The 16,110-nt window shown below is 58.8% G+C and carries 17 protein-coding genes and 1 tRNA gene; 13 read left to right on the top strand and 5 right to left on the bottom strand.

What is annotated here, in order from left to right; translation table 11 throughout:
* Positions 1-604: 604 nt before the first annotated feature.
* Positions 605-1,054 (bottom strand): VOC family protein, encoded by a 450-nt coding sequence (locus tag ACM561_RS08470; RefSeq protein WP_425909411.1) that lies wholly within the window; start codon positions 1,052-1,054, stop codon positions 605-607.
* Positions 1,055-1,382: 328 nt separating this feature from the next.
* On the opposite strand from ACM561_RS08470, the gene ACM561_RS08465 reads away from it, so the two are divergent.
* From ACM561_RS08465 to ACM561_RS08440, 6 genes are all read left to right on the top strand, one after another.
* Positions 1,383-1,775 (top strand): hypothetical protein, encoded by a 393-nt coding sequence (locus tag ACM561_RS08465; RefSeq protein ID WP_425909410.1) that lies wholly within the window; start codon positions 1,383-1,385, stop codon positions 1,773-1,775.
* A gap of 90 nt (positions 1,776-1,865) precedes the next feature.
* Positions 1,866-2,171 carry a hypothetical protein gene (locus tag ACM561_RS08460; RefSeq protein ID WP_425909409.1) on the top strand — a complete coding sequence of 102 codons (306 nt, stop codon included), beginning with the start codon at positions 1,866-1,868 and terminating at the stop codon, positions 2,169-2,171.
* Positions 2,172-2,423: 252 nt separating this feature from the next.
* Positions 2,424-3,077 (top strand): cold-shock protein, encoded by a 654-nt coding sequence (locus tag ACM561_RS08455; protein ID WP_425909407.1) that lies wholly within the window; start codon positions 2,424-2,426, stop codon positions 3,075-3,077.
* Between the two features lie 139 nt (positions 3,078-3,216).
* Positions 3,217-3,708: a DUF192 domain-containing protein gene (locus ACM561_RS08450; protein WP_425909405.1), complete on the top strand. Its 492-nt coding sequence runs from the start codon at positions 3,217-3,219 to the stop codon at positions 3,706-3,708.
* Between the two features lie 78 nt (positions 3,709-3,786).
* Positions 3,787-3,863 (top strand) — tRNA-Pro (locus tag ACM561_RS08445).
* Positions 3,864-4,213: 350 nt separating this feature from the next.
* Positions 4,214-4,537 carry a hypothetical protein gene (locus ACM561_RS08440; protein ID WP_425909403.1) on the top strand — a complete coding sequence of 108 codons (324 nt, stop codon included), beginning with the start codon at positions 4,214-4,216 and terminating at the stop codon, positions 4,535-4,537.
* 479 nt (positions 4,538-5,016) lie between these two features.
* Here ACM561_RS08440 and ACM561_RS08435 read toward each other — a convergent pair whose 3' ends face one another.
* Positions 5,017-5,349 carry a hypothetical protein gene (locus ACM561_RS08435; protein ID WP_425909402.1) on the bottom strand — a complete coding sequence of 111 codons (333 nt, stop codon included), beginning with the start codon at positions 5,347-5,349 and terminating at the stop codon, positions 5,017-5,019.
* Positions 5,350-5,837: 488 nt separating this feature from the next.
* Here ACM561_RS08435 and ACM561_RS08430 point away from each other — a divergent pair, with 488 nt between their 5' ends.
* A complete protein-coding gene (locus ACM561_RS08430; protein ID WP_079446617.1) occupies positions 5,838-6,188 on the top strand; it encodes a hypothetical protein in 351 nt (116 codons plus the stop codon).
* Between the two features lie 265 nt (positions 6,189-6,453).
* Here ACM561_RS08430 and ACM561_RS08425 read toward each other — a convergent pair whose 3' ends face one another.
* A complete protein-coding gene (locus tag ACM561_RS08425) occupies positions 6,454-6,816 on the bottom strand; it encodes a hypothetical protein (protein WP_425909400.1) in 363 nt (120 codons plus the stop codon).
* Positions 6,817-7,281: 465 nt separating this feature from the next.
* Between ACM561_RS08425 and ACM561_RS08420 the strand changes: the two genes are divergently transcribed.
* The 4 genes from ACM561_RS08420 to ACM561_RS08405 all read left to right on the top strand — a co-directional run bounded on the left by ACM561_RS08420 (position 7,282) and on the right by ACM561_RS08405 (position 13,232).
* Entirely contained in the window at positions 7,282-9,093 is a 1,812-nt protein-coding gene (locus ACM561_RS08420; RefSeq protein WP_425909685.1) for a carbamoyltransferase family protein, read from the top strand.
* Between the two features lie 124 nt (positions 9,094-9,217).
* A complete protein-coding gene (locus ACM561_RS08415) occupies positions 9,218-9,523 on the top strand; it encodes an ETC complex I subunit (RefSeq protein ID WP_309773156.1) in 306 nt (101 codons plus the stop codon).
* 101 nt (positions 9,524-9,624) lie between these two features.
* Positions 9,625-11,229, top strand: coding sequence for a carboxyl transferase domain-containing protein (locus ACM561_RS08410; RefSeq protein WP_425909399.1), 1,605 nt, complete (start codon positions 9,625-9,627; stop codon positions 11,227-11,229).
* A gap of 2 nt (positions 11,230-11,231) precedes the next feature.
* Entirely contained in the window at positions 11,232-13,232 is a 2,001-nt protein-coding gene (locus ACM561_RS08405; protein WP_425909397.1) for an acetyl-CoA carboxylase biotin carboxylase subunit, read from the top strand.
* A 158-nt stretch (positions 13,233-13,390) separates the two neighbouring features.
* On the opposite strand, the gene ACM561_RS08400 is transcribed toward ACM561_RS08405, so the two are convergent.
* The gene (locus tag ACM561_RS08400) at positions 13,391-13,738 is read right to left on the bottom strand and encodes a DUF6481 family protein (RefSeq protein ID WP_425909395.1); all 348 of its coding nucleotides are present in this window, start codon (positions 13,736-13,738) and stop codon (positions 13,391-13,393) included.
* A 274-nt stretch (positions 13,739-14,012) separates the two neighbouring features.
* Here ACM561_RS08400 and ndk point away from each other — a divergent pair, with 274 nt between their 5' ends.
* Together ndk and ACM561_RS08390 are read left to right on the top strand one after the other, a co-directional pair.
* Positions 14,013-14,435, top strand: a complete 423-nt coding sequence (gene ndk / locus ACM561_RS08395) for a nucleoside-diphosphate kinase (protein ID WP_425909393.1) — start codon at positions 14,013-14,015, stop codon at positions 14,433-14,435.
* 38 nt (positions 14,436-14,473) lie between these two features.
* Positions 14,474-15,301 (top strand): TerC family protein, encoded by an 828-nt coding sequence (locus tag ACM561_RS08390; protein ID WP_425909391.1) that lies wholly within the window; start codon positions 14,474-14,476, stop codon positions 15,299-15,301.
* Positions 15,302-15,434: 133 nt separating this feature from the next.
* On the opposite strand, the gene purN is transcribed toward ACM561_RS08390, so the two are convergent.
* Complete coding sequence (gene purN, locus ACM561_RS08385; protein WP_425909389.1) at positions 15,435-16,088, bottom strand: phosphoribosylglycinamide formyltransferase; 654 nt, start codon at positions 16,086-16,088, stop codon at positions 15,435-15,437.
* Positions 16,089-16,110: the final 22 nt, after the last annotated feature.

Below are 16,110 nucleotides of genomic sequence, written 5' to 3'. Positions count from 1 at the left end.
ACCGGGTTACGCCGGGTCTCACTTGGACTAAAAGGCGAGCCCCCTCACAAGCCCACCCGTGGGGTGTCGGTCATTGGCTCCACGTGAGCGCAGGGGCGCGGTTCGCTCATCGCCAACGGAGATAGCCGATCAAGAAGTCAAGACCATCCGCGCGCGAAAAGCGTGCCGAGGATACGCACAGGGGTTATCTGGATCGAGGGATCGTCGAGTTGTATGTCAGCGGCAACAGGATCGGCATCAATAGGTGCTGGTGCTGCGTCGTAAGGGTGCGCCGTTGCGAAGTTCGCGACGTCACGGCGTACGGTAAAAAAAGCCTCGCTAAAGCGAGGCCTTCAACCAATGTCTGGCGTGCGCGTTCAACTACCGAAGAATAGCCACAGCAGAAGTATCACCGGTATCGGTACGCCAATCAGCCAGAGCAAAAGTCCTTTTCCCATCCGCCGTCTCCTTGAATGTCATATACGTTAAGGAGAACGTGAACTGCGCACGATCGTTCCCGCCTGCTACCGAGCCGAACAGTAAGGGCGGTACAAGGTCGTGCGGTGATGTTTCGTTGCAATCGCACGAAAGCGCGATCAGGCACAGTAGCGCCGCTCTGAACTTCTCACCAATGACCGGTGTTGGGCATCGAGCTCCACGGTTCGGCCGACGGACGAGCATCACCCTTTTGCAACAACTCGATCGAGTGCAGGTCTGGGGAGCGGACGAACGCCATCTGGCCATCGCGGGGCGGACGATTGATGGTGATCCCGAGCTTCATCAATCGTTCACAGGTGGCATAGATGTCGTCGACCTCATAGGCGAGGTGACCGAAAAAGCGGTCCTCGCCGTACGTCTCCTCAGCCCAGTTGTAGGTCAATTCGACCAGCGGTGCGCCGCGGCCTCTGCACTGTTTCACCAGATTCTCGTCCTCGGGGGCGCACAGGAAAACCAACGTGAATCTGCCTTTGTCGTTATCGACGCGACGGACTTCTTTCAGTCCCAACGCTTCGACATAGAACTTCAGCGCGACCTCGAGATTGCGCACGCGCAGCATGGTGTGAAGGTAGCGCATGTGTGACTGTCTCCTGAAGACGTACAAGATGGGCGGTGGGTCCAGACAGCAGGCGGGTGCCTGCTTGTTGATACATCGTAGCAATACCAGATCGGGGCGGTCGCTTTTTGGCGCAATTTCCGATGAGCGGAGCGCCAATTAAGCGCCCTTTTTCCACGGCTGTGGAACTCTTTCGGCGGCTTGCTCGTTAGCTAACGCAAAAACGGCATAAACCATAATTCCTGAGAATTAGGATGTGTCCAAGCCCAACGTCATTGCAACCAAGTTAAATAGAACCAAGTCAAATAGACGCGCGTTTTGCGTCGATTTTTGGTGAGAGGATAGCGACATGAAGAAGAAGTTGATCATGATTGCGACCGTGGCAACGCTCGGCAGCGCCGTTATATCGCTGCCAGCTCAGGCTCAACGATTTGGACCGGGCCTCGGAGTCGGTCTTGCCGTCGGCGCTCTGGCAGCGGGCGCAATGGCGAATTCGTATTACGGACCTTACGGCTACTACGGCGGCGGTCCGTACTATGGCTATGGCGGATATGGACCGGCCTACTACGGCGGCGGTTGGGGTGGCGGCTATGCTCCGGCCTATTATGGCGGATGGGGACCAGGTTATTATGGCGGTGGTTGGGGCTATCGCCGTGGTTGGGGCGGAGGCCGCGCGTACTATGGAGGTCGCGGTTGGGGTGGCGGAGGCCGTGGGTATTATGGGGGTGGTCGTCGACGCTAGTGATCTGAGTTGACCCCCCGGAGAGATCGAGATGGAATCTCTCCGGGACACGGATGCACCGCAGTATTTCGTCCCTTTGGCGGTTAGCTGTTGCGCAGCGAAGCGCTCATTCGCGGCCTCTTCGAGAATGGAATAGCGCTGGACGTGCTGCGATGCCTTCATTTTGAGCCGCTGTTATTTTTCTATCGGCTTCCCGTGCGTGTGCATTTGGATCTTCGTTGGGCGTGCCTTGAATTTGGAGAATTTCCAAAAAAAGATTCAAAACAATCACGGACACGGGGCCAGCTTGTGGCTATTTGGAAACGTCTTGGCGCAGGAACTATTCGCGCGTTCACCGGTCCAGTGAATTATCATGCGATGTTTCTGCAAAACGTCTGGCTACTTATTCATAGATGAAAACTGCCCACAACGGATTGTATGCTCGTTAGGGCCAAACCTGATCGGCAATCAGATGAGGATCAAAAACCCGTGAGTAACTGATTCGTGCCTGTGCAAGGCTGTTTATAGGTGTCGTCAATTTATCTTTTGTCTTGCGACGCCAACGAGAGTGTTATCTTTTGATTCCTAAGATTCGCTTGGCTATATACAGTTGTGTATAACGTCGTCGAGCAGACGACAACCATAGTAAAATGTGTGGGGGCCTGCGTCATGGGGTCGGACGGTTTTGAATCCAGGAAATTTGCGGGACCGACGGTGAGCGATCACTTAGGGTCAAAGGACTTTTCCGGAACAACAGATCGAGAGTCGGGTGCCGGGCCTTTCGCCGGGCTTGGAGAATCTCCCGCCAACATCGTCGAGATCAGCGGCGTCATCAAATGGTTTGACGCTTCAAAAGGCTACGGATTTATCGTCCCTGACAATGGCTGGCCGGATGTGCTCTTGCATGTCACCGTGCTTCGTCGCGACGGCTATCAGACGGCTTATGAGGGGGCCCGTCTGGTCTGTGACTGCGTGCAGCGGGCTAGGGGCTATCAGGCGTTCCGGATCACCTCGATGGACGAGTCCACCGCGATTCACCCGGCGCAGATGCTGCCGCCGCGGACCCACGTCAGCATAACGCCTACCAGCGGCTTAGAGAGGGCGCAGGTAAAGTGGTTCAATCGGCTGCGCGGTTTCGGGTTCTTGACGCGCGGCGAGGGAACGCCGGATATTTTCGTCCACATGGAAACGCTACGGCGCTTCGGCATAACGGAGCTTCGGCCGGGACAGTTCGTTCTGGTCCGGTTTGGGCCGGGTAGCAAGGGTATGATGGCGGCGGAAGTTCAGCCGGAAACCGGTTCTCCCAGCGTGTCCTCGCACTGATCCGGCGGAGCTACCGCCAAAACTGCGTTGCGCGGGAGTGACTTGAGATCTGACTTTCCGGAAATCGTGCCTTGCACCCGCAACAAGCCTGCTGTTTGCGGCGACGCGCATTGTGACCATAGTTTTGACAGGTTGCCCGATGCTACGACTGCGGAATATCGGTCTAGGATGGCTCCGTGCCGGTTTATGGATCGCCCTGTTTTCCTGGATTGTCATGGTCGCGCCAGACGACTCCGACGTCCACGCAGCCGAACTCCAGCCGCTAGAAATCGCAACCCAAGCCGGCGTAAGGACGTTCTTGGTTGAGATGGCGACAACCCCCGAGGAGAAGACCACCGGACTGATGTATCGAAAGCATCTGCCGGACGGGCAGGGTATGCTGTTCGATTTTTCTCCTTTGCAGGAGGTGTCGATGTGGATGAAGAACACCTACATCCCACTCGACATGATCTTTATCGGCCAGAATGGTCGCATAATGCGGATCGCCGAGAACACCGAGCCGCTATCGACTCGGATCATTTCTTCACGCGGCCCGGCCAAAGCTGTGCTTGAGGTGATCGGAGGGACTGCGAAAAAGTACGGCATCGCGCGCGGCAACCGGGTCTCGCATCCGCTCTTTAACGGCCATTGATTCCGCTAATAGCGGAAAGGCTCTGAGCGACTTGCTGGGCCGGCCGGAAGCATGTAACGACATCGTTTCCCAGCAGATCGGGGTATAGCGCAGCCTGGTAGCGCGGCAGTTTTGGGTACTGCAGGTCGTTGGTTCGAATCCAGCTGCCCCGACCATTTTGATATTTATCAAAACAAATCAATAATTTACGACGACTTTCGAATAGCAGAAAGTTACAGTCCGTAACAGTTCTCCGGGGCAGTTTTCCGTAACTTTGACCCGGTTCGGGGTTTGAAGCTCCCGACGTTTCAAGGCAACGATGGGCAGAGCCGTCGAATTGAAGCAACGGCTGAACGCTGCTCAGAAGGAAGGGGCCGGGGAAGCAGCTTTGGATCCGTCCAAAGCGAATGAACCGTGCCCATTCGCCGAGTGCGCGATCAAAGACGGGATCAAACTGGCCTTGGGCGAAAACTGGACATCACCTGGCCTAAAGGCATCCGGGAAATAGCAGAGGAAGAATGGCCAAATGAGCAGTTGGACGCTTGTAACCAAGAGGCCATCCGAAGGAGATGTGGCCGTTGATCTTACGGTCGACGGCGGTGATCCGCTCACACTGGGCTTAGTCGAAGCTGAGGGATTAGAAGCCGCATTGGGCAATGCGCTTACGAGCGTCAATGACGCGTCCGGCCGAATTTCATGCGTGAACGTAGGTGTGCAAATCGTCATCGCGGTCGATAAGACAGCGATAGCTACTCTTACGCATGACAAGGCAGAACTGATGCGCAGCCAGTTGAAAGGACTTCTGGCGGGCAACGGCACTGAATTTAGCGATTCAGGCGCCGTCGAATAGACATATGCTGAGGCTTGAGCAGATCATCCTGCGCCTTGATCCGGAAGATTGATCCGAGCGGGTTGCTGCCCGTTACTTTGGCCGCTGCAACTCCGGTGAATTGACCCACTTTATAGCGTTATCGGTCTGCCAAATTACCTTTAGCTTTGGATGTCGTTCCAATTCCTGCGAAAGTCGACAAATCTTTTTGAGAGCACAAGCGATGGTTATCGGAGTGATAGACTTGGAAGCACGGTTGGACATTTGTGATGCTCCACACGTTATTTCCATATAAATATATCGTAGGCAACCCAAAGATGTCTAGGCGTAAAGCGTCGTGAAATAAGGATGCAATGTTTCGTGATCGTCCGTCGTCAGTGACCCGTGAGCTCCAAGTGCAAGCCGATGACTATCGTATGGAAATAGCAGCTTCCGTTGCAAGGCGTATGAACTTCGGAGAAATCAGGACAACCGTTTTGCCGACGCATCGCCCGCAACAGTCAATAATCAGGTGTGCCGCGCGGATTTTCCTTAGCCCAAGTCGTAATCGCTTCATTTGGAACGACAAGCGATGACGGGCTGCTAGGCGCGTAAAAGCTCTTTCCACTTTTCATAGAATAAGCGACGCCACCCCATACGGCCTCGTCATTCAAATGTATGCTTCCAACTTCTGGATTGATGTTGCTCACAGTCGTGATCTTGATTTCAAGGCGTCCATGTTGGCTGTTTCTAATCGCTGCTCGATCACCGATCTTGGCGTTGCGATAGTAGCACTCGATTTCTTCGGCCGTTTGATCTTGGCTCGGGTCAACATAGGTTCGGGGAGGAGACATATTTTAAGCAGCCTTCTGAGAGATTGTGGGGTATGATCGCCTCAATGATCTTCTGGCGCTCACTCAACACACCTTTCGGTAACACACCATAGGTTCCTGCAGTCGTCGCTTTGGTGTGATCGAGTAGGGGGACGAACGGTTCATCCATATGCCCGCCCCGGCGGAGGGCATCGGCGGTGCTATGCCGGAAGCTGGGGAAATTCCCGCTTTTGTCCTCTTTGACGCCAACGTTCTTAACGTAGCCCGCAAAGAAACGCGACGGCGTTCGCGAATGAGGATCGCTTTCCGTTCGTCACCGGACCACGGATAGAGTAGAGTTGCCCCGACCATCAATCGGTATCTCAGAGCAATTTCGATCGACGAAACCTCCCAGAAGGACCAGATGGGAGATGGGAAAGCCGAGGCATGATAAGGGCTGTCGATTGGAGACGATCGATCCGGATCAGCGAGGCTGATGGGGCGTTCACGATGTTGGGAAGGACGAAACAATGAGCAGTTGGGTGCTAGGTGCTCGGAAGCCGCTCGAAGGCAACGGCATCGAGATCGACCTTGCGATTGATGGTGGTGATCCGCTCACGTTGGACGCGGTCGAAGCTGAGATCCTGGAAACTGGGTTGGGCAAAACACTCGCGGGCATTGATAACGCATCCGGCCGAATTTCATGCGTGAACGCAGCCACCCAAATCATCGTTGCAATCGATAAGATCACGGTTGCATCGCTGAGATATGAAAAGGCGGAGCTACTTCGCAGCCACCTAAAAGAACTTCTGGCAGGCAGAGGCACTGAATTTACCGATTCAGGCGCCGTCGAAGATCCGCTAGGTACTCCCGTTCCTTGATGAGGGAGATCGAACCAGACCTAGTTCGCGAAGGTGTTGAACGAACCGCCGATGCGTGCGGATACCGGTTCGCGTGAAGAAAACGCGTCAGATTAAGATCTGAGAGCTGCGCCTCTGATTCCATCAGAAGCGGAAAGGCTCCAAGGCGGCATGGATCGCATTCATGCGTCAGACACAAGCGACGCATACTTTGTCTTGAAGCATCCGCATTCAAAAAAAGGGGCACGCCAACCGGCGCACCCCGTTGATATTGCCTGAGCGACGATCAGTATGGGCAGATCGTGCGGCCCCAGCGCGGGCTGAAGTAGCAACCGCCATAGCCCAAGCCGTAGCCCAAGCCGCCGTAGCCCAAGCCGCCGTAGCCCCAGCCGCGACCGCGACCCCAGCCGCGACCGCGACCCCAGCCGCCGCCACGACCCCAGCCGCCGCCGCGACCCCAGCCGCCGCCGCGACCCCAGCCGCCGCCGCGACCACGGCCGCCGCCGCGCGCTTCCGCCGAGGTGGTCGATCCGGCGACCAGAACCGAGGACACACCGGCAACGCTGATAAAGTACACGCCAACCATCGCCGCTGCCGCCAGGACGCGAGTGATGATGCTACGTTGCGCGCTCGAACTTTTTTGAATCATCAAGTGAATCTCCAACTCTGTTTGGCACCGTCGTGAAGCAGACCTCGTATTCGGAACAACCATTGTCGCGAATATAAGGCAATCAGTTTGCCTTGGTTTGGTGCATGATAAAATAACATTTCCAACGAATTTGAGCGTTGCCGCTAATCGAGACCAGGGTCGGCTTCCGCTCAGTCAAGGGTCGGCAGCTAACGTGTTAGGGTTCACGCAACGATGGCGAAAAAGACGCGATACCACGAAATAACAATCGATGGTTGTATATAACAACTTTTAGTTGTGTGCATCTTTAATCCAAGTTTTCTGGTCGAGCCGTCGTGAACTTCCTGTGCCGCAGAAGCGACGCAAAAGGGCAGGCATAAACGTGGCTCCCTTGATGGCGTCATGTTAGCCGCCATCACCCAGGTTGGGCTTCGCGAATACGAGGCGGCGCCCGAATCCTCCCTCGAGATTGCTCCGCAGAGGCTCATGTCAAAAAAGCACACCTATGTTCTCGGTCTCAACACCTATGATCACGACGTGAGCGCCTGCCTGCTTCGAGACGGCGCCGTTGCTTTCGCCATCGCCAAGGAACGGATCACGCGCGAAAAGCACGCCAGCGGATTCTTCAAGGAGGTCATCGACTACTGTCTCGGAGCCGAAGGCATCGGCATCGGCGACATCGATCTGGTGGTCCGCAATTGCTACATCCTTCCCGTTCCGGAAATGGAGGAGCGGCTGATCTATCAGGACATGCCGGGATTTCTTCCCCCCGAGGAACGCGCGGACGCGCACAACCATCCGTATTTCCGCTCGCGGTCCGACAAGGTGGTGTCAATCTCACACCATCTGGCGCACGCCTATAGCGCCTTTGCGGCCTGCCCGTTCGATGAGGGCGCGATCATGATCGTCGACGGCGTCGGCAGCTATCGATCGGACGTAACCGAGCCCTATCCGGAAAGTGACACCGCATCGCCGCTCGCGCGCGAGTCGGAGAGCTACTACCAGTTCAGCGGCGAGTCGCTCGAATGCCTGAAGAAGGTTTGGATGGAGCCGGACCGCGGATTTTTCAGCGATGAATTCTACAACATGCCGGGCCTCGGTGCGCTCTACAGCCGCGCTTCGACTTATGTATTCGGCGACTGGAATAAATGCGGCGAGCTGATGGGGCTCGCACCGTACGGACGCCGCGAGCAGATCAAGTCGCTGATGGACATCACCGACAATCGTCTCACGGTCCCGCGCTGGTCGGCCGAATTTAACCAGCCCTACATCGCTGAAGGTGGCGGAAAATGGGACAGCAGCCCCTCCATGCGGCATTGGGAGGATCTTGCCTGGCGGGTGCAGGACGACACCGAAAAGGTGCTACTAGCGCGCGCCAACTGGTTGCGGGAAACCACGGGCGCGAAAAACCTCTGCATCGCCGGCGGCGTGGCGCTGAACTGCGTGGCCAACGGACGCGTCGCGCGGGAATCCGGATTCGAGAACGTCTGGATTCAGCCAGCGGCGGGTGACGACGGCATCGCCATCGGCTGCGCTCTCTACGGTTGGCTCGAAGTGCAGAAGCAGCAGCGCGGCTTCGTGATGGAGCACGCCTATGTCGGTCGCGGCTATTCGGACGCCGAGGTCGAGGCCGCAACCCAGCGCTCGATCGTCAAGGTCCAGACGGCGGCAGTGAAAAGCTCAAATGTCTACGCCGAAACCGCGAAACTTCTGGCGGATCAGAAAGTCATCGGCTGGTTTCAGGGGCGTTCCGAGTTCGGCCCGCGCGCGCTCGGCAATCGCAGCCTGATCGCCGATCCGCGCAAGGCCGATATGAAGGATATCCTCAACAGCCGGGTCAAGCACCGCCAGCCGTTCCGCCCTTTCGCGCCCATCGTGTTGGCCGAGCGCATGACCGATGTCTTCGAGGGCGACGAGGATTCGCCGTTCATGCTGATCGCCAAGGCAGTTCGGCCGGAATGGCGCGACCGGATTCCGGCGGTGGTTCACGTCGACGGCACGGCGAGAGTGCAGACCGTGCGCGAGAGCACGAACCCCGCACTCTATCGGCTGCTGAAGGAATTCGAGGAGCTGACCGGCGTTCCCGTGCTGATCAACACATCATTCAACGTCAAGGGCGAACCGATCGTGGAGACGCCGCGCGATGCCATGCGCTGCTTCCTGACCACAGGCATCGATCATCTGGTGCTACATGACACGGTGGTTTCCAAGACAGGCTTGCACCGGATCGTGGGACCGCTCGTCGGCGTCTACACCGACGTAGGCACCGTTGTCATGTCGAACCTCAGGCGAGCCTAAGGCCGGCGGCGCCATTGCGCCGCGAGAACACCAGATTGTCAGGCCGCGACTTAACGATTATATCCGATGGTGTCCGCCGGCTTTTCTGCCGGATCGGCCCGCCAGCAGCAGGTTATAGTGATCCATGACGGCACGTATCTTTAAGCCCGCCAAGAATGCGATGCAGTCGGGCGCTGCCAGAACGAAGGAATGGCAACTGGACTACGAGCCCGAGCAGGCAAGGGTGATCGAGCCCCTGATGGGTTGGACCAGTTCCGGCGACATGAAGCAGCAGATCACGCTTCGCTTCGAGACCAAGGAGGATGCGATCGCCTATTGCGAGCGCGAAGGCATCCCCTATCAAGTGATAGAACCAAAGGTGAAGCCGGAGCGAAAAGCCGCCTACGCGGACAATTTTGCGTTTCGTCGCATCGAACCCTGGACCCATTAAGCGGGAGTATGGACCGAACCAAGGTTGACCTTACCCGGAAGGGCCGGGCACCCTGGCCGGATTAAGGCGCGCTTCACGCCTGCCAAGCATTCTGGACTGTCATGGCGCTCCGTTCCGGTGTCGATCCAACGTCGTCAGATTTCGCGCTCAACGTCGAGGCGATGAAAACTCTGGTCCACGAGTTGCGCGACAAGCTCGCGAGCGTCGCGGGCGGAGGCGGCGAGACCGCGCGCGCCCGCCACACCTCGCGTGGCAAAATGCTGGCCCGCGACCGTGTCGACCTGCTGCTCGATCCCGGCACCGCGTTTCTTGAGCTATCGCCGCTGGCGGCGAACGGCATGTACGGCGGCGACGTGCATTCGGCGAGCATTATCACCGGCGTCGGGCGCGTCTCGGGCCGAGAGTGCGTGATCGTCGCCAACGATGCGACCATTAAGGGCGGCACCTACTATCCGATGACTGTGAAGAAGCATCTGCGGGCGCAAGAGATCGCGCGGCAGAACAATCTGCCCTGCATCTACATGGTGGATTCCGGCGGCGCTTTCCTGCCGCAGCAGGACGAAATTTTTCCGGACGAGCGTCACTTCGGCCGCATCTTCTACAACCAGGCCAACATGTCGGCGACAGGCATTCCGCAGATCGCAATCGTGATGGGATCATGCACCGCGGGCGGCGCCTATGTGCCTGCAATGTCGGACGAGAGCATCATCGTCCGCAATCAGGGCACGATCTTTCTAGGCGGTCCGCCGCTTGTGAAGGCAGCCACGGGCGAAGTCGTTACCGCTGAAGAGCTGGGCGGTGCCGATGTGCATTCGCGCCAATCCGGCGTCACCGATCATTATGCGCAAAACGACGCCCATGCGATCGGGATTGCGCGCCGTATCGTTTCCACCCTGAAGCCGCCGCAACACGCTGCGCTCAACATGCATGAACCGCGCGAGCCACTGTTCGCACGAGACGAAATCTACGGCGTGGTGCCGATGGACGGTCGCAAGCCGTTCGACGTGCGCGACATCATCGCCCGTATCGTTGACGGTTCGGAGTTTGATGAATTTAAGAAGCTTTACGGCCAGACGCTGGTGTGCGGCTTCGCGCATATCTGGGGATATCCGGTCGGCATCGTCGCCAACAACGGCATCCTGTTCAGCGAGAGCTCGCTGAAGGGAACACATTTCATCGAGCTGTGCTGCCAGCGCGGCATTCCGCTGGTATTCCTGCAAAACATTGCGGGCTTTATGGTCGGTAAGAAATACGAAGCGGGCGGCATCGCGCGCGACGGGGCCAAGCTTGTCACGGCGGTTGCGACCGCGGGCGTGCCGAAGTTCACCGTGGTGATCGGCGGTTCTTACGGCGCCGGCAATTACGGCATGGGTGGCCGCGCTTTCTCGCCCCGATTTTTGTGGATGTGGCCGAACGCACGCATCTCGGTGATGGGCGGCGAACAGGCCGCGATGGTTCTCAGTACGCTGCGCCGGGAGAATATCGAAGCCAAAGGCGGCACCTGGTCTGCGGAGGAGGAGCGCGAATTCCAGGCACCGATCCGCGCGCAATACGAGAACCAGGGCAATCCTTATTACGCCACCGCGCGGCTATGGGATGACGGGGTGATCGATCCCGCCGATACGCGCCTCGTGCTGGGACTCGGATTGTCGGCGGCCGCAAACGCGCCGATCGAGCCGACGACGTTTGGGCTGTTCAGGATGTGATCATGGCGAAGCGTCCGCATTATCGCCGTTTCAGCACGCTCCTGATCGCCAATCGCGGCGAGATTGCGTGCCGCGTAATCCGTTCCGCCCGAGCCATGGGTCTGCGCACCGTTGCCGTCTATTCGGAAGCGGATCGCGACGCACTGCATGTTAGGATGGCCGACGACGCCGTGCTGCTTGGACCCGCGCCCGCCCGCGACAGCTATCTCAACATCGAGAAAGTGATCGACGCGGCCCGCAAATCCGGCGCGGAAGGCATCCATCCGGGCTATGGGTTTTTGTCGGAGAATGCCGGTTTCGCGCAAGCCTGCGCCGATGCCGGCCTCGTATTCGTCGGACCGACGGCGGCGATGATGACCGCCATGGGGGCGAAGTCGGACGCCAAGGCGCTGATGCAAAAAGCGGGCGTGCCGCTGGTGCCGGGCTATCACGGCGAGGCGCAGGACGAAGCCACTCTGCGGGGCGCTGCGGACCGGATCGGCTATCCGGTTCTGGTGAAGGCGTCCGCTGGCGGCGGTGGCCGCGGTATGCGGATCGTGCGTTCGGCTGCGGAACTGACCCCGGCTATCATCAGCGCCCGGCGGGAGGCCAAGGCGGCATTCGGCGACGACCGGATGCTGATCGAGAAATACGTCGAGAGCCCTCGGCATATCGAGGTGCAGGTGATCGGCGACAGCCATGGCAATCTCCTGTCTTTGTTCGAGCGTGAATGCACCTTGCAGCGCAGACACCAGAAGGTGATCGAGGAAGCGCCGTCGCCAACACTCGACGCCGCGCAGCGCGACAAGGTATGCGAAGCCGCGCGCAAGGCCGCCGCCGCGGTGAGCTATGTCGGCGCAGGCACCGTCGAGTTCGTATCTGACGGCAAGGACGTGTTCTTCATTGAAATGAACACCCGGCTGCAGGTCGAGCATCCCGTGACCGAACTCATCACCGGAATCGACCTCGTGGAATGGCAGCTTCGGGTCGCGTTCGGTGAAAAACTGCCGCTGATGCAGGACCAGATCAGACTGAACGGCCACGCCATCGAAGCGCGAGTCTACGCCGAGAACCCAAATAAGAGCTTCATGCCATCTGTCGGCCGCATCAAGACGTGGCGCACGCCTCCGGAGGTGGATGGCTTGCGCATCGATGCCGGCTACCGTGAAGGCGATGCGGTTTCGCCGAATTACGATGCCATGCTCGCCAAAATAGTCGCATGGGCGCCAACCCGCGAAGCCGCGATCTGCCGGCTCAACCGCGGCATCGAAGAAACCGATGTCCGCGGCGTCGTCACCAACATTCCGTTTCTATCCGCGCTGGTCACGCATGCGGACGTACGCGCTAACGCGGTCGACACGGGGTTTATCGAGCGTCATCTTCAAGACCTGACCCAGCCTTCAGCGCCACCGAGCGAGACTGAACTCGCGGCATCCGTCGCTGCTGTCCTGCTGGCGGAAAGCAAGATGTCTCCAACGGACCAGGCATCGCCCTGGCGAACGGCGGGCTGGATGGTGGTCGGCCGACGTCGGCGGCGGTTCGTATTCCGTCAGGGTCAGGCCGAACACGAAATCACATTTGTCTATGGCAATGGCCCGTACGAAATCCGGCTAGGAAAAGAGAATCTTGCATTCGCGTTTGCTGCGGACGACCGAGAAGGCATGATCCTCGCACTCGATGGAATACGAAGCCATGTTGTCTTCGTCGTCGACGGACGCGAACTCTACTTGCGGACACGCAATGGACGGTTCGAGTTGCACTGGGTCGATCCCTTTGGCGAAGACGATGAGGAGCAGACCGGCGAAGATCGCATCGTCGCACCGCTTCCGGGCACAGTGGTCGCGCTGCTCGCGGAAGAGGGGGCGCTGTTGGAGAAGGGTACACCCATCCTCACCCTCGAAGTAATGAAGATGGAGCAGACGTTGCGGGCGCCCTACGCCGGTAAGTTGAAAGAGCTTAAATGCAAGGTCGGCGATATCGTGCAGGAAGGCGCCGAACTCGCCGACATCGAGCCCGCGGCTTAGTCTGTCTCACGACCCGGAATTTCCATCCCCGTGACTTTTCCGTCAGGGTCTATTCTCAGGTAGGGACCAGATACGTCATCAGGCCGATTCGTCTCCGGCAGTTTGCCACCGGCCGGTATACGGCAATGGTCCGGGACCAACGTCCACTAAATTGCTGGCTACTTCTTCCGCTGCTTTCTGGCGGCATAGCGGGCATCGCGCGCCGCCTTGCGCTCGGCCTCAAGCGCCGCGGCGGCGGCGGCGGCTTCTTCTTTCTCCCGGGCGAGTTGCGCGGCGGCGGCCGCAGCGGCCTCTGCCTCACGGGCTTTTTGCGCAGCCTTTTCGACTTCACGGGCTTGCCGCGCCTTTTCGCGGGCGGCCGCCTGGGCCTCGCGCTCGGCCTGCCTTTGCTTTACGGTGGGATCGTCAAGACCGGGCCGCGCGCGAAACTTGTCGAGAATATTTTTCCGGGCCTCCAGCGCCGCTTTTTGGCGGTCCGCGAAGCCCGGCTCCTTGAATCCACTCATATCGAGGCCTGTTCGTTCATCGCAATAGCAGGTGCGGGGCTTATAGCAGCCTTCGCCATCGCATGCGTTGTGAAAAACGCCTGCGCGCTTTGTTATCCATCATTGTTGCTCATTTTCACGAAAATCGTGCGATTTTCAGTACCAAGCATTCCCGACGCGGGTTGTTTTGCCGCATTACCAGCCCTCCGGCGGCCCGCCGAGCGAGCTTGCCGTGAATGATGCACGCCGATATAAGCGCCGCAATTCCCACGACCGCTGAATTAAGGACGATATCATGGCGATTGAACGCACCTTTTCGATTCTCAAGCCGGACGCGACCGCGCGAAACCTGACCGGCGCGATCAACGCCCTGATAGAAAAGGCTGGACTGCGAGTTGTGGCCCAAAAGCGCATCCGCATGACCCGTGAGCAGGCCGAGACGTTTTACGCCGTGCACAAGACGCGTCCCTTCTTCGGAGAACTCGTCGACTTCATGATTTCCGGGCCGGTGGTCGTGCAAGTGCTTGAGGGCGACAATGCGGTCCTCAAGCATCGCGAGATCATGGGCGCGACCGACCCGTCCAAGGCGGCCGATGGCACCATCCGCAAGCTTCATGCGAAATCGGTCGGTGAAAACTCCGTTCATGGATCGGACGCCGCCGAGACAGCCGCGATCGAGATTGCCCAGTTCTTCTCCGGCAACGAGATAGTCGGCTAGGCCAGATCTGGCGGCGCTCGATCGAAGGGAAGCTGGCGTTGGATTCGCTTCTGCACGTCTTCGATCTAACGACGATTGCATCGGCCTTCGACCAGTTTCGAAACGATGTAGATGATCCGGCATTCTGGCTCGCCGTCGGCAAGATCATTTGGATCGATATTGTCCTGTCCGGCGACAACGCGCTGGTGATCGCGCTTGCCTGTCGCGGGCTGCCTCCCCAACTGCGTTTTTGGGGAGTGATGCTCGGCGCCGGCGCTGCGGTCGGCCTCCGCATCATCTTCGCCGGGATCATCACGACCTTGATGGGGTTGCCCTACCTCAAGTTGGCAGGAGGGCTCGCGCTGCTTGTGATTGCCACCAAATTGCTCTTGCCGGAAAGGCAGAGCGAGGAGGAGATTCCGGCGGCCGGCCGTCTCTGGGCCGCCGTCCGGGTCGTGGTTGTCGCCGACTTCGTCATGAGCCTAGATAATGTGATTGCGATCGCGGCGGCAGCGAAAGGCAGCGTGCCGCTGTTGATCATCGGACTGGCCGTCAGTGTGCCGCTGATCGTGACGGGTGCAGCACTGATCATGATGCTTCTGACGCGCCTGCCTTTTTTGATCTGGGCCGGATCGGCGTTGCTGGGCTGGGTCGCAGGCGAAGTCATTGCAACCGATCCGGCGGTTGCGCCACAGCTGCATCAATTCTTCGACACGGGCGCCGGTACTTTTCTGGATGCGGTCTTGGGATGGCTTGGCATCGTACCGCAATTTGCCTCCGGCGGACCCGGAGGCGAGGTATTGTGTGGCGTACTGGGGGTTATGATCGTGCTGATCGCCGGATCGATCTGGCGTAATCACATGCGGGCCGCCGATACGAGCTTCTAAAGTGTGATGAATCGATTTGGCGCGCAGCGTGGGCCGGTCTCCGGCGTAGTTGGGCGCGATCCCGCGATCGGCTCGGCGATGTGCTCCCCGGTCGCGCGGGCCGGAGGACCACTTTTGACCCGACTGAACGTGGTCAAATCACCAACGGCGAGATCAGGCTATCGTCCAAACTGGCCTTTGCCGACGTATTACAGATGTCGCCATCCAGTCGCGTGCCACCACCCGCGACCAGCCGCAGCGCATCCGGGTAGATACGATGCTCGATCTCCAGCACGCGTGCGGCCAGTATCTCAGCTGTATCGTCGTCGCGGACGGTCACCGCGCCCTGCATGATGATGGGGCCGGCATCTGTTTCCGCAACAACGAAATGAACCGTGGCGCCAGAGATCTTCACGCCTGCGCGCAGGGCCTGACCGTGGGGGTCGAGTCCTCGGAATGATGGAAGCAACGAGGGATGGATGTTGAGCATTCGCCCATGCCAACGTTGGACGAACTCAGCAGTGAACAGCCGCATGAAACCGCCGAGGCAGATGAATTCGATGCGCTTGTCGTCCAGAGCGGATTGCAGTTTGGCCTCGAACGCCACGCGATCCTTGCCAAATGGCTTGCTTTCAATGACGAGGGTCTCGATGCCGGCTGCTCCAGCTCTGGCGAGGCCCGCCGCGTCGGCCTTATTGGAAATGACGACCGCGATCTCAGCCGGAAAGTCCGGGGCTTCGGCGGCTTCCACCAGCGCCATCATGTTCGATCCGCGTCCGGAAATCAGGATGGCGACACGGCGTTTCATGCTCTCATTCCCTGCGGGGGCG

The organism is Nitrobacter sp. TKz-YC02 (assembly GCF_049852135.1).
In the GTDB taxonomy this organism is placed as follows: domain Bacteria; phylum Pseudomonadota; class Alphaproteobacteria; order Rhizobiales; family Xanthobacteraceae; genus Nitrobacter; species Nitrobacter vulgaris.
Note: the sequence above shows the minus strand (reverse complement) of the source record. Positions and strands in the feature narration are given on the sequence as shown.

Excerpts from the sequence above, each read along its gene's own strand:
- ACM561_RS08435 (WP_425909402.1), bottom strand. The coding sequence starts at position 5,349 with ATGTCTCCTCCCCGAACCTATGTTGACCCGAGCCAAGATCAAACGGCC.
- ACM561_RS08470 (WP_425909411.1), bottom strand. The coding sequence starts at position 1,054 with ATGCGCTACCTTCACACCATGCTGCGCGTGCGCAATCTCGAGGTCGCG.
- ACM561_RS08430 (WP_079446617.1), top strand. The coding sequence starts at position 5,838 with ATGAGCAGTTGGGTGCTAGGTGCTCGGAAGCCGCTCGAAGGCAACGGC.
- ACM561_RS08440 (WP_425909403.1), top strand. The coding sequence starts at position 4,214 with ATGAGCAGTTGGACGCTTGTAACCAAGAGGCCATCCGAAGGAGATGTG.
- ndk (WP_425909393.1), top strand. The coding sequence starts at position 14,013 with ATGGCGATTGAACGCACCTTTTCGATTCTCAAGCCGGACGCGACCGCG.
- ACM561_RS08415 (WP_309773156.1), top strand. The coding sequence starts at position 9,218 with ATGACGGCACGTATCTTTAAGCCCGCCAAGAATGCGATGCAGTCGGGC.
- ACM561_RS08465 (WP_425909410.1), top strand. The coding sequence starts at position 1,383 with ATGAAGAAGAAGTTGATCATGATTGCGACCGTGGCAACGCTCGGCAGC.
- ACM561_RS08400 (WP_425909395.1), bottom strand. The coding sequence starts at position 13,738 with ATGAGTGGATTCAAGGAGCCGGGCTTCGCGGACCGCCAAAAAGCGGCG.
- ACM561_RS08405 (WP_425909397.1), top strand. The coding sequence starts at position 11,232 with ATGGCGAAGCGTCCGCATTATCGCCGTTTCAGCACGCTCCTGATCGCC.
- purN (WP_425909389.1), bottom strand. The coding sequence starts at position 16,088 with ATGAAACGCCGTGTCGCCATCCTGATTTCCGGACGCGGATCGAACATG.
- ACM561_RS08410 (WP_425909399.1), top strand. The coding sequence starts at position 9,625 with ATGGCGCTCCGTTCCGGTGTCGATCCAACGTCGTCAGATTTCGCGCTC.
- ACM561_RS08425 (WP_425909400.1), bottom strand. The coding sequence starts at position 6,816 with ATGATTCAAAAAAGTTCGAGCGCGCAACGTAGCATCATCACTCGCGTC.
- ACM561_RS08420 (WP_425909685.1), top strand. The coding sequence starts at position 7,282 with ATGTCAAAAAAGCACACCTATGTTCTCGGTCTCAACACCTATGATCAC.
- ACM561_RS08450 (WP_425909405.1), top strand. The coding sequence starts at position 3,217 with ATGCTACGACTGCGGAATATCGGTCTAGGATGGCTCCGTGCCGGTTTA.
- ACM561_RS08455 (WP_425909407.1), top strand. The coding sequence starts at position 2,424 with ATGGGGTCGGACGGTTTTGAATCCAGGAAATTTGCGGGACCGACGGTG.